Raw genomic sequence first — 12,972 nt, forward strand, 5'->3', positions numbered from 1 at the left:
TTACTCTTTAATCTTTAAACCTAGTGATTTCGCAAAGCCAATTGCTTGTTCTACAGAGACCGTACAATCTTGCATTCGATCTAATGATACGGTTAGTTGTTCATACGTATTTGAGCTTAAGTCGATTCCATTTAAAGCAGTGCCTGTGAAATTCGCTTCGTTTAATTCACAGCCTTCAAAATTTACTTTATCGAATGTGGCCTCTATAAAATCCGCACGGTTGAATGTGGTTTTAGTGAACGAGACTTTTTTCAATTTAGAAAAACTCAAACTGACATAGTTCGCGACCGTATCGACTACTTTCACCTCAGTCATCCTACTTTGGGATATATTGGCTCCTACTAGCTTCGAATGCTGAATTTCTACGCGATGGAATACTGCGTTTACAAAATCGACATTGGAAAGATCACATTTTTCAAAAATACAATCAACAAACTCAACTTGTTGAAAACGGACACCTTCCATAGAAATATCCCGAAAATGAATTTGATCAAATACAATTTTATCTTCTTGTTCTTCATCTAACTCTAAACTTGTAACCATTCCATCTGAAACATAATAATCCTCTAATAGTGCTTTTCGGACATCAAGTTCTTGCAATGATTTTGATATTTTCGGTGCTGCTATCTTCAATCGAATCCCTCCTGTGGAATTGCTACTCATATTCTATCATTATATTAGTATTTAATACTCACTTTGTTTTACAATGAAACTAGGTTTTATTTGAGGAGGAATTTCATGACAGGTTTGTCTAAAATAGTGACACGTCACTATAAAGTGATTTTGGGTATTTGGTTACTGTTATTTGCAGTGTTAGCTGTATTAGCTATTCGTTTGCCCGGTCTATTAGAGGGCGATGGATTTAGTACAGATGGCGAACACGCAGAAGTGATGGATGAATTAACGAAAACATTTGATTTCCCAGCAGAGTCTCTATTTGTCGTCTTTGATCAAACATCCAATAGTACTATTGAAGAAACGTTACAGGAGATAGAACAACTGGACCTAGCAGAATCCATTTCATCCCCTTTAGAGGATAACTCCTTATTTAAGGATGATGTAGCCTACGCCATGCTTCACTTCGACTCCGATACTGATATGTCAATCGTGGTTGATGACATCAGAGAAGCGATTGATGGAGAGCAAGGCGTTACGTTAACCGGTGGTGCGGCTATTAACAAAGACATTAATAGTGCTAGTCAAAAAGACTTAGCAAGCGCAGAGGCAATTGGCTTACCGATAGCTATTGTCATATTATTGCTCGCTTTCGGTAGTGTCGTTGCAGCCTTTATTCCACTTGCAATTGGAATAGTAACAGTCGTGTCCGCTTTCGGAGTGATGACTCTATTTAGTGGGTCGATGGACTTGTCGATTTTTGTTATGAACATTATCCCGATGCTTGGATTAGCATTGAGTATTGATTTTGCTCTGTTATTCATCAATCGCTATAAAGAGGAAATAGCAAAACATTCAATAGCAGAGTCTATACAAACTACTATTCAAACGGCTGGGCGCTCCATCATATTCTCCGCAATATGTGTATTTATAGGTTTAGGGGCAATGTTAGTCATGCAAGTAGAGATATTCCAAAACATTGCACTTGGCGGAATGCTCGTCGTGACAATTGCTGTATTAGCCTCTATTACATTGCTACCCGCTCTACTCATGCTTTTAAAGAATCGCATAAACAAATGGACTATTATTCGTGTAAAACCTGGTGCTACTACTAGATGGCGAAACTTCGCGTCTTTTGTCATGAAACGTCCCGTGACATTGATACTTGTGGCACTTATAGTATTAGGAATAGGAATTATTCCAGTGAAGAATATGGAATTGACTATTCCTCAAGTAGATTCCCTACCAGAATCTTATGATTCTAGACAAGCGTATGAACTGATGGATCAAGCATTTAGCCTAGGAAAGCAATCAACTGTATATATGATTGCAGAGCGGTCAGATGGGTGGGATAATACCGCTGGCTTAGACGACATAAAGAACATAGAAGATAAGTTACTCGCAGATAATGATGTCCTGTCAGTTGATACTATTTTCACAGCAAGTGAGATCCCAACCGTAGAACAATGGGAACAAAGCCTAATGGTACCAGAAGTGGTTGCTCAACTAACACCTTTAATAGATACATTTATTCAAAATAATAAACTACTAGTACCAGTGACCTTAAATTTAAACGGTTCTTCCGATGAGGCACAAAATTGGGTAAGAGAATGGTCTGAAAAAGATTTAGGTGTCGACTTTAAGCTAGGAGGTCAACCTAAATTCAACCAAGAAATCTTCGATGAGATATTCGACAAAGTAGGATGGTTACTAGCCATTATTTTAGGTTCCACCTTTATCATTCTCATGTTTGCATTCCGTTCTATTTTAATACCATTAAAAGCAATTATGATGAATATCATTGGTCTAGCTTCCACTTTCGGAATTCTCGTTTATATATTTCAATACGGACACTTCGGAATTGAAGAAACAACAATTGCATTAATTATCCCTGTTATTGTGTTTAGTCTCGTATTTGGATTAAGTATGGACTATGAGGTGTTTTTAATCTCCCGTATACAAGAGGAATATTTAAAACACCAAAATAATACATTGGCAACGGTTGATGGGTTGACTTCGACGAGTAAGGTTATTACTTCTGCAGCATTAATCATGATTGTTATTACGGGAGCCTTTGCATTTACAGACGTAATGCCCGTCAAGCAAATAGGTGTTGGTATAGCAATTGCAGTAGCGATTGATGCATCTATTATTAGATTATTGCTAGTCCCTAGTTTGATGAAGCTATTCGGCAAATGGAACTGGTGGCTTCCTTTTAGAAAAGGACCTTATAAAGCGAAGAAGCTACATTAATAATTCTATTGAGTTTTATTCCTTAGTTTTTAATGCTGTTATATTCTGCGCTAACTTAATGAATTAAACACCTTCGAAGCTGGAGGTGTTTTTTTATGGTTGCTTAGTTCGGAACGCTAATGCCTTCAAACTGGTATCAGGGTAAATCAAGATTCTCTAGCTCTTCTTCAGTAGAGTAGAATTAATATTGCCGCATCTCTACTACACCATTAATTGCTACGAAAGCATTCAAGTCGATTGCCTTAATGAGTGTTCTAAGTTCAGGTTCTTCCAATCTATTAATAACACAGAACACTACCTCAACACGTTCATTGGAAAGTCCTCTTTCACCAACTACATATGTCACACCCCGTCCTAAACGTGTTTGAATTGCGTCACCAATTTTTCGTGAATTGTTACTAATAATCATAATATTTTTAGATTCGTCAAAGCCTGCTTGCACCAGGTCTATTACCTTCATAGCTATAAAGTAAGCTATAGCCGAACATAAAGCACCCCTTAATCCATAAACTAGCATGGCGAATGAGAATATTAAGACATTAATACTCAAGATAACTTCCCCCACTGATAATGGGAATTTCTTTGCAATTAGGATAGCTAAAATTTCAGTACCGTCTAAAGCACCACCTTTTCGTAAAACAATACCAACCCCTAAACCAATCATAATACCGCCTAATACTGCAACTAACATCGTATCTCCAGAAATAATAGTTGGAATGTGATGCATTAAGGAAGTCGCAATTGACAATGCAGTTATACCAATTATTGAACTAAATGCGAATGACTTTCCCAGTTCCCTATATCCTATAAATACGAATGGAATATTTAAAATAAATAGGAATAGACTTAATGAGAATCCTGTTAAATGAGAGAACAAGATAGATATACCAGTAATTCCACCATCAATTATATTGTTTGGAATCAGTACCGCTTCTAAACCGATAGCTGTAATAAGTGCTCCCATAATAATAAACAAAACACGACTCATTCTTTCAAACTTACTGATAGTCTGTCCATTTTTTACTTCCAATTTTGCTATCTCCTTTTATCACTTTCTGTTGAACATCATAGATTGGCATTTTTGCAAATCCTTTATATATATATGTTTTATAAACGACCTGTTATGCAGTTTCCTCCTACATATGAAATGTAAAATATAATAACTAACAAATATCTATACAACAAAAATAAACCCGACAACTAACTCCGAAAGAGTTATGATAGACGAATTTGAACTAGTGAGAATAGTAAAAGTCCACTAGGCTATTTATTGATGCCATGTGGACTTTTTTGTTGTTTCTTCCTATAATTTTCATTGCACAAAGACTAATCTTAGAAACGAATCAAAAATCAACTCTTCTTTCTTAAACCATTCGAGTTTGACAAATCAAGGTTACATGATTTCACCCTAGGATTTAGTCGTAATAAGAGTTCCTAATCATTTTAAGATATAGTTTTATTTGATGTTCACAATCTACTCCCAATTGAGTTCAAGCAGCTGAATTCTTGCACAAATGTTCTGAATGGAGCTAGCCCGCCTATTTTTTATATAAAATTTTCAAAATAGTTTTTGTAAAAACCTCATATGTAGAGGATTTCTTATCCCGCTGGTTATACCACTTTCGAATCGTTTCTACTAACCAAAAAGGAACAGAATTCCCATCTATTAAATGATAGTATTGCTCATATCCCTTTTTTAGATGCTCCCACCGAAAATCATTACCTGGTAGTATGTATTCAGAGATATCAATTATTTTTGCTCTTCCGTTTTGTAGTAAAATATTTTTCAAATGGATATCACGTGGGTTAAGACCCTTACTGCGAACATATTCTCTTGCATCCTCTACATCATTTACAACCTGTTCCGGAATGTGAATACCTTGCAGAATGCAGTCAAAAAGAGTTTTTCCTTCCTCGTAACTTAAAACGAGGTATTCGTCGTATGAAGCAAAACATATTGAAAAGAAAGGTGAATCACCTAAAATACGGTAAACATTTGCTTCAACTTTTACTTTGTTTACTTTGTCCTTGGCATATAATTTAAATGCATAAGCTGGAACGGAAAGAGATTGAAATACGCCTGCATCTGTCCCGACACCTATACATTTCAAATCATCAGCATCACCACTTATAGTTACAGGCTCGTTATTTGGATTTGAAAATACTTTAATTTTGGAAAGAGAATCAATAGCTTTGTCCCAGTCTCTTACCATATAAGCTCTCCCCTCTTTAACGTTTTAATGACTTATAATAAGAATTCTATATAGTCATTAACAAAATTTAGATTATTATTCTTTTTACTCATTTTTAAATTATAAAGCCAAGCAGAACAATAATTTCTGCTTGGCTTTATTAAAATTTCGATTGATACCATCGTTTAGCAGCTTGCACTTCATCTTGTGTTAATTGGTGACCATAAGAATGCCAGTATAGCTCTACCTCTGCTCCCGCTCCTTGCAATAAGTCCTGTAGCTCCACTGATTCTGCAGCAGGACACATTTGATCATTCTTACCCGCTCCGATGAACACAGGAGTTTTCGACATACCTGGTAATTCCACTCCACGTCTAGGAACCATTGGGTGATGTAAAATTGCACCTTTTAATACATTTTCATATTCAAATAAAAGATTTCCTGCGATATTGGCACCATTCGAGTAACCAACCGCTATTACATTATCTCGGTCAAATTCATATTTTACCGCAGCCTCATCGATGAAATTTTTCAATTCTTCTGTTCTAAGCTGTAAATCTCCTAGATCAAAGACCCCTTCTGCTAAACGTTTAAAAAATCGCGGCATTCCATTTTCTAAAACATTTCCTCGCACACTTAAAATATTTGCTGCTGCATCTATTTCTTTACCAAGACCTACTAAATCATGCTCATTTCCACCTGTTCCGTGTAACAGTAATAACGTTGGTTTGGAAGAATCCTCGCCCTTATAAAAAACATGGTTCATGTTATAACTTCCTCTCAATTATCTTGAATTTGAGATAATTATAACGTATGCTTTTTTTAAGGTCAACTGATTAGCGCTCTCCCTCATTTAAAAGAATTAACTTTAACTTCTCTGGCTCATCAACCCGAATAGCAAATTCTGTTATGCTTTTTTTCGCGCCCATGAACATTGTCGCCTCAACTGGTCTACTGAGGTAAATAACCGCTTGGGGTTCAACAGATTCAAAATCTTTATAAGCAAATAATATCGTATTCTTATTCGAAGCTTTTATATCCCATTTTATCTCCTTAATCCCTTGCAGAGGCATGACAATTCGGGAGGTAAGACCTCGTGAAATATATAGTTTTCCATTTTTAATTTCCAAAGGATGTAATTTCATAATTTGAATTTCTGCCATAAAGAAGAACAACGAATAGATATTAAATATTAACAGAACGATTGATAGTACAAGTGATTTATCGTGTAACCACCAATGGATTCCAATTGTCTCAATTAGAATTGAATGAATTATCATCATATGGAAGGCTATTGCACTAGTTTTTTTATGCATAGTTACAACACCTTCATGATTAGGAGCTTTCTTCTTCCATGTAAAAAATGCATAATAAATCATTAGAAATTCGGACATCACTATCCGAATTAATATATTTTTAGTCACTACTTTTTCAACCGAAGGAAGTAAGCTATATAGTGCTCCCTCATTCATTTCCTTCATGTTAAATCGAATTTTGGGTATTTTCCAAATGACTAAAAAGATTAAGGCAATTTCTGCAACTATTAAAAGTATCTCTATTACAATACCAGCGTAAAGTATTCCAGTAAACGGAGCGAACAATTCGTTAGGTATAAGTATTCTTGCTATAATTAGACTTGCCACAGTTATTCCAATTGTTTGCTTGATAGATAATTTAAAGGCTGCATACATTAAAAGTGGGGCGATAATAGCGAAATCAATTAGCGACCCTACTACAGCACCAGTATTTAGTTGCAGCGATAAATAGTCCTGTACAGATGATTGATAGATTATAAAGTTGGTGGAAAGAACTAGGAAAAGTAATGCAATTGCTATATTTGCATACTTGGTTTTACGATATACCATAAAATTTCCTCCTTTATGTATCTTCCCTAATTATAACTACCCGCTTTTAATATATACCAGTATATTATGCAAAACTATCCAAAAAAGGAGCACAATTAAATGTCTATAGAAAAAGAGCAACTGGAGAAACGGATTCTTGTTTCTCAACAAAAACAATCCGCAGATTTTATCCTTCGAAATGCTACTGTTGCAGATGTATATTCACTAAGATGGATAAAGGCTGACATAGTGGTTTCAGATGGCATGATTGTTGCAATAGATGCTACAGGAAATTATGAAGCATTGCACGAAGAAGATGCAGAAGGAAAGTATGTCATTCCCGGATTAATTGACGGACATATTCATATAGAGTCATCCATGGTAACTCCTGCCGAATTTAGTCGTATATTACTCCCACACGGTATTACAACCGTTATTACGGACCCACATGAGATAGCAAATGTAGCTGGATCGGATGGAATTCAATTTATGCTGGATGATGCAACAAATTGCGAAATGGATATTCATGTGATGCTTCCATCCAGTGTTCCTGCTACACCCATGGAGCATGCAGGTGCCATTCTTCACGCAAGTGACTTGCAGCCCTTCCTTGAAAATGATGCAGTTCTAGGGCTTGCAGAAGTAATGGACTTCCCTGCTGTGCTATCTGCGGAGTCTAATATGATGGACAAACTAAAAATGGCCATGGACGCGAGAGTAATAATTGATGGTCATGGCTCTGGGCTTAACTCGGAGCAAATCAGAGGATACCGCGCAGCAGGTATTCAAACAGATCATGAGTGCGTCACAGCTGAAGAGGCATTGGACAGAGTTTTTCAAGGAATGTACGTCTTAATGAGAGAAGGCTCTGCAGCAAAAAATGTACTCGATTTACTACCTGCCGTTAATCCCCATAACGCTCGCCGATTCTTATTTTGTACAGATGACAAGCATTTAGATGAGCTTCTCGAGGAAGGTAGTATTAATCACGCTATCCGCCTAGCTATAAAAGAAGGAATGGAGCCTCTCCAAGCCATTCAGTTAGCGACACTTAACGCAGCTGAATGTTACCAATTAACTAATAAAGGCGCACTTGCACCTGGTTTTATAGCCGATTTCTTACTAGTTGAAAGCTTAGAAGATTTAAAAGCTATTGCCGTTTGGAAAAATGGAATTAAGGTAGCACAACATCAAGAAATGCTTATAAAAGAATACAATAAACAGGAACCATCTATTCACCTAACTAATACTATGAAACTGCCTAATTTATTTCCAGACTCTTTTGCCATTCCTTTTACCAATGACGGCACAGCTAATGTTATGGAGATTGTACCAAACCAAATTACTACGAAGAAAAAAGTAATGAAAGTCCCAGTAGTAAACGGCCTATTCACAACAAGTGTTGAGCATGATTTGCTTAAGCTTGCAGTTATTGAACGCCATCACTTACTGGGAACAATGGGACTTGGAATTGTCCATGGTTTCGGTTTAAAGCAAGGTGCTATTGCAACTACTATCGCACATGACTCACATAACCTCATTATCTTAGGAACGAACGATGAGGATATGTTAAAAGCTAGCCAGGAATTAGAACGAATTAAAGGAGGTTTCGCGATCGTCCAAGATGGACAGGTACTCGCCTCCCTTGCTTTACCTATTGCAGGTTTAATGACAAATCGTCCTGCTAAAGAAACTGCACTGGAATTAAAGAAACTGCATGAAGCACTTCATATACTTCATCCAGATTTGGATTTCCACTTGTTCTTAACTTTATCTTTTATCAGTCTTCCGGTAATTCCAGAACTAAAGCTGACAGATAGTGGATTATTCGATGTCGTCGAGTTCAAACATATCCCGATTCAAATAGATTAAGGTTTCCGATTAAACATAAGAAAAACCATGCATAAAGTCGGCCGATCCTTTTAGTTCAAAACCTGTTTCTATCGTTTTCAAAGGGCTTTGGACAGACGTTTTGCTATATGATTACCGAGTGAATTTTTAGTGATGCTAGTAGGTTGTGACTTCCGTCACAACCTACTAGCATCACTTTTTTCGGTAATCTTATGGCGTTTGTCTGCCCGCCACCCTTCCATAACTCTTAGAAACAGGTAAGTGCATTTTTGGATAACTAGAGAAAAGATACTTTCCTATTCGAAAAAAGGCTAGATGAGTACAGTCTAAGTGCGCGACATCGTGGTGCTCCTGCGCAAAGCTCGTCGCAAAATAAAAAAACATTTCGCAGCGACTGCCTGACCCGCATCGTGCGGGTCCGATGATGCAATTTCGTTCGCAATTTCGCTTCTTTATTAGTGAACACTTACTATTTTTCTTATTTCCACTAGATGAAAGAAAATCTACCTTTTCATCCTTCATTACAGAATAGTATTTCTAATTTAGCAGATGGTTTTATCCCTATATTAACTTTGACTACTCATATCATCTAAGCAATTGGCTATGCTCTATCTTATAGTTGAGTACTACTCACTTAGTTGATTGGAGTGAAAGGTGGCGACTCCGGCGGGATGAGTGAGACAGATGAGCTATCACAACGACGCGCTTGCGACAGTGATAGCTCATCGCTCACCCCACGGAGGCCCACAGGAAGTGGGTTATGCAATCGTTGCCGCAGGACGCGGCGAACTTAGATTGCCTTCCTTTTGAGAGGTGGCGCTCTTAGCCTTTGTATCCCACCTGAAACGGAAATCAGTAGTATTATTCATTCTTTTCACCATAAACACAGTGTACACGGTACATTTTTATATACTTATCTTTCAAAAGAAGCTGCTCCATCTAGGAGCAGCTTCTCTTAAGTTATTTGCTTCGTACCCTTCCAGATGATAGAACCAATAGTTGTAATTACTAATACAACTAGGCCTAATACGAACGGATAAATAATATTCACATCATATAAAGTACCTGCAAGCAATGGTCCCAATACATTCCCTATACTCATATAAGCATTGTTCATACCCATTGCGAATCCTTGCTCTTTTCCAGCTAACTTAGAGATTAATGTTGTCAGCACTGGACGTAAAATAGAAGTCGACAGGAAAATGATCATCGTTATGACAAAGAAAAAGGCATAGCTTGATATTAAAATCGAAAGAAGGAAGCCAAATGCGGCAACACCTAAAAAGATTCTCAAAACATTTGCTTCCCCGAATCTCCGAACGACTTTATCCACCACGAACACTTGAATAATTACACTTACGATTCCAGTTGCGGTGATCATCCATGCAATATCCTGCGGAGAAGCACCAAACTGATCATCTACAAACAAACCTAACACCGATTCATAAGCAAGTAATCCAAAGCTCATCACTAAGGTTATAACAAGTGGGATGAAGTATGGTTTTTTAAATGATTGAGCAATCTCTTTTGCCATCGATTCTGATTTGTTCTCTGATGCTGATGCATCTGATGGTTTGCTTTCTTTCAATACTAGGGTAGAAAAGATTACTGCTACAACTCCAACTAAAGCAGAAATTAGGAGTGGCATTTTCAAACCAAATTCCGCCAAAAACCCACCAATCCCTGGTCCTACTACTATACCTAAGGACATTGCAGCAGATATTAAACTATTTCCTTTAGCACGTTGTTCTATAGAAGTAATATCAGCCACATATGCGAAAATAGCAGGCACCAATAACGCAGCTCCAACTCCACCAATCGCACGTGAAACATACAAAACGCCGATGGAATTCGAGAAATAAAATACAAACATGGATAATGCAAGTCCGCTTAGACCCGCTATAATCATAATTCTTCTTCCGTACTTATCAGCCCATTTACCAGAAATCGGAGACATGACAAGCTGTGCTCCAGCAAATATAGAAATCATTAGACCTGCTGCTATTCCACCTTGATCGATAGATTTTAAATAAGCTGGTAATATAGGAATAACAATTCCAAAACTCGCAATAGCAATAAACATATTAATCATTAATATAGATAATTTCTTTCGTTGATCCTTCGTCATCTCATACCTCTTTCTTCCATCGTACTTATACATAAGCAATAGATTAACATGATTTATCCTCAAAAAACAACAAAGCTACCTTTCACCTATGAAAACTGGTGGAAGATAGCCTCGTTTTGTTTACTCATTAAGCTTTTCAATAGTCCTAGCAGTACCTTTAGCGGGATATGATTCTTCAAGAGTAATATATCCAACCTTCACTTCATCATATAACTTTAATCGACTACGCTGATCCATGGCCAAAGAAAACCATGTCGCATCTTTACCAACTTCTAGTGCATCTTCTACTGACATATTTTTTGCATCATCAAGCGATAACCCACCAATTACTAAGATAGAGGTATCTTGAATATCGATAATCATTCCCTCAGTATAACTTGTTGGTTGTTGCGGTTGATTTGGATTATCTTCAAAAAACTGCATAATAAAATAAAAGCTCGCACCAATCGCTATTAATAGAATAGCAAGCACTATTCCTACCGTATACTTCCCTCTCATAGTAGGGACCCCCTTATCTGTTGCTGTCTAGGCGGAAGCCTTCTGCTAGCAGATAAGTTTTTGCTTCACTATATGATCCAAAGCTTTCTTCTAAGTTATACCCATGATAGATATTCCACAAAGTATCTTCTTGTAATAATGTTAGCTGGGAATCTTCTTTGTTTTTCCAAACTTCTTCAATTTCTTTATCTTGAAACTCTTCTTCCTCCGTTGCAAGATAGGCAATTGAATCTTTAATAATCGCTCGAAGTTCATTTGCTGAAGCTTCACGAATATTTAACAGTCCTTTTTCGTCTGCTGTCTCGTATTGGGGAAGATCTCCTACATAAACAAAGCCATTTCCATTTGGATGAAGATGGTAAACTACAGTTGTTTTTTCATATAAGCTCTTTTCGTAATGATAATTTACTCGTTTCATCGATACCTCTTTACGAGTAAGCTCCGTAAATTCTTGTATAATTGCTTCTTTTTCTTCAAATGTTAGCATCTAATTCCTCTTTCTGTACGTTTTTTCATTTACCTATTATAGCATACTCTTTACCCTCTTCGGGTCCACCATTCCGCTAAAATAACGAAACAAACAACTACTGCGATAACTACTGCAAAAAACCAACCTGGTAAGCTCCCCAAATTTAAGCCTCCTTACTGAATGCGTGTCACGAATCGTTCGAAATTCTGTGATGTGAACCCTGTGACTTCCTCTGTTGTATAGCTTTCTAATAATTTCTTTACTATATTTTGTGTTTTGGATGCATCCTCCAAACCTAAAACAAATTCACTAATCCCATCGAAGTCAGACCCTAAACCTATAAGATGCTTACCACCAAGAGAAACGATATGTTCTATATGTTTCACCAAGTCCTGTATTTCTACTGACTGTTTTGTACCATCTATAAACGGTGGATAATAGACAACATGGATAGGGCTATTTTTAGCGATAAGCGCATTTATTTGTTTGTCAGTTAAGTTTCTTGAAGAGTCACATAGTGCTCTAGTATTAGAATGACTAGCCATCAGCCATTTTGCTTGAGGTAGAACATCCCAAAAAGATTGCTCACTTAAATGCGAGACATCAACAATTATATTTTGCTCGTTTAACAAGGACACGACTTCTTCTCCAAATGGGGTTAACCCGCTACCAGATTCTTCGAAAGACCCATCTGCAACTTTGTTTGCCCCATTCCAAGTAAGACCTACCAATTTCACCCCATGAGATAAAAGCAGCTTCAGCTTATTTATGTCCCCGCCTATCATATCTAGTCCTTCGATGGATAAGACCGCTCCAATTTGACCGGCTTGTAATGTTTCAAGTTGTCCCCACTCATATATAGGGATTATATTATCATTCTTCGCTACTATTTCTGTATGGAAAAACTCAATTTGACGAATTGCCTCCAAGAATAATTGTTCCTTTGGAAAGCCTTCCGAAACAAATACAGCAAACACTTGAAGTGCTACCTCTCCAGCCTCTAATGCTTTCTTACTCGCCTGTAGTTTAGATGAGTCAGCAAATGAGATCGAATCCTCCGCTTTCGCTAATTTGTAAAGTACATCACAGTGCAAATCATAAACTTTCATTTTATCCTCCTAA

At 37.1% G+C, this 12,972-nt stretch carries 11 protein-coding genes; 2 read left to right on the plus strand and 9 right to left on the minus strand.

Annotation, left to right across the window (positions count from 1 at the left end; all coding sequences use genetic code 11):
• Positions 1 to 633, minus strand: a complete 633-nt coding sequence (locus LDK52_RS04720; RefSeq protein WP_277584795.1) for a pentapeptide repeat-containing protein — start codon at positions 631 to 633, stop codon at positions 1 to 3.
• 105 nt (positions 634 to 738) lie between these two features.
• On the opposite strand from LDK52_RS04720, the gene LDK52_RS04725 reads away from it, so the two are divergent.
• Positions 739 to 2,868, plus strand: a complete 2,130-nt coding sequence (locus LDK52_RS04725) for an MMPL family transporter (protein WP_277584796.1) — start codon at positions 739 to 741, stop codon at positions 2,866 to 2,868.
• Positions 2,869 to 3,049: 181 nt separating this feature from the next.
• Here the strand turns inward: LDK52_RS04725 and LDK52_RS04730 are convergent, their stop codons facing one another.
• The 4 genes from LDK52_RS04730 to LDK52_RS04745 all read right to left on the minus strand — a co-directional run bounded on the left by LDK52_RS04730 (position 3,050) and on the right by LDK52_RS04745 (position 6,925).
• Positions 3,050 to 3,898 carry a YitT family protein gene (locus LDK52_RS04730; protein ID WP_277584797.1) on the minus strand — a complete coding sequence of 283 codons (849 nt, stop codon included), beginning with the start codon at positions 3,896 to 3,898 and terminating at the stop codon, positions 3,050 to 3,052.
• Positions 3,899 to 4,406: 508 nt separating this feature from the next.
• A complete protein-coding gene (locus LDK52_RS04735) occupies positions 4,407 to 5,081 on the minus strand; it encodes a serine/threonine protein kinase (protein WP_277584798.1) in 675 nt (224 codons plus the stop codon).
• Positions 5,082 to 5,220: 139 nt separating this feature from the next.
• A complete protein-coding gene (locus tag LDK52_RS04740; RefSeq protein WP_277584799.1) occupies positions 5,221 to 5,826 on the minus strand; it encodes an alpha/beta hydrolase in 606 nt (201 codons plus the stop codon).
• 70 nt (positions 5,827 to 5,896) lie between these two features.
• Positions 5,897 to 6,925, minus strand: coding sequence for a beta-carotene 15,15'-monooxygenase (locus LDK52_RS04745; protein WP_277584800.1), 1,029 nt, complete (start codon positions 6,923 to 6,925; stop codon positions 5,897 to 5,899).
• A 99-nt stretch (positions 6,926 to 7,024) separates the two neighbouring features.
• Here LDK52_RS04745 and ade point away from each other — a divergent pair, with 99 nt between their 5' ends.
• Positions 7,025 to 8,776, plus strand: coding sequence for an adenine deaminase (gene ade, locus LDK52_RS04750; protein WP_277584801.1), 1,752 nt, complete (start codon positions 7,025 to 7,027; stop codon positions 8,774 to 8,776).
• 934 nt (positions 8,777 to 9,710) lie between these two features.
• Here ade and LDK52_RS04755 read toward each other — a convergent pair.
• The 4 genes from LDK52_RS04755 to LDK52_RS04770 all read right to left on the minus strand — a co-directional run bounded on the left by LDK52_RS04755 (position 9,711) and on the right by LDK52_RS04770 (position 12,959).
• Positions 9,711 to 10,883, minus strand: coding sequence for an MFS transporter (locus tag LDK52_RS04755; protein ID WP_277584802.1), 1,173 nt, complete (start codon positions 10,881 to 10,883; stop codon positions 9,711 to 9,713).
• Positions 10,884 to 11,003: 120 nt separating this feature from the next.
• Positions 11,004 to 11,381, minus strand: coding sequence for a YobA family protein (locus LDK52_RS04760; protein WP_277584803.1), 378 nt, complete (start codon positions 11,379 to 11,381; stop codon positions 11,004 to 11,006).
• A 13-nt stretch (positions 11,382 to 11,394) separates the two neighbouring features.
• Positions 11,395 to 11,868, minus strand: a complete 474-nt coding sequence (locus LDK52_RS04765) for a hypothetical protein (protein ID WP_277584804.1) — start codon at positions 11,866 to 11,868, stop codon at positions 11,395 to 11,397.
• A gap of 155 nt (positions 11,869 to 12,023) precedes the next feature.
• Positions 12,024 to 12,959 (minus strand): dipeptidase, encoded by a 936-nt coding sequence (locus LDK52_RS04770; RefSeq protein WP_277584805.1) that lies wholly within the window; start codon positions 12,957 to 12,959, stop codon positions 12,024 to 12,026.
• Positions 12,960 to 12,972: the final 13 nt, after the last annotated feature.

It is taken from the genome of Psychrobacillus antarcticus, assembly GCF_029533155.1.
GTDB lineage: Bacteria > Bacillota > Bacilli > Bacillales_A > Planococcaceae > Psychrobacillus > Psychrobacillus antarcticus.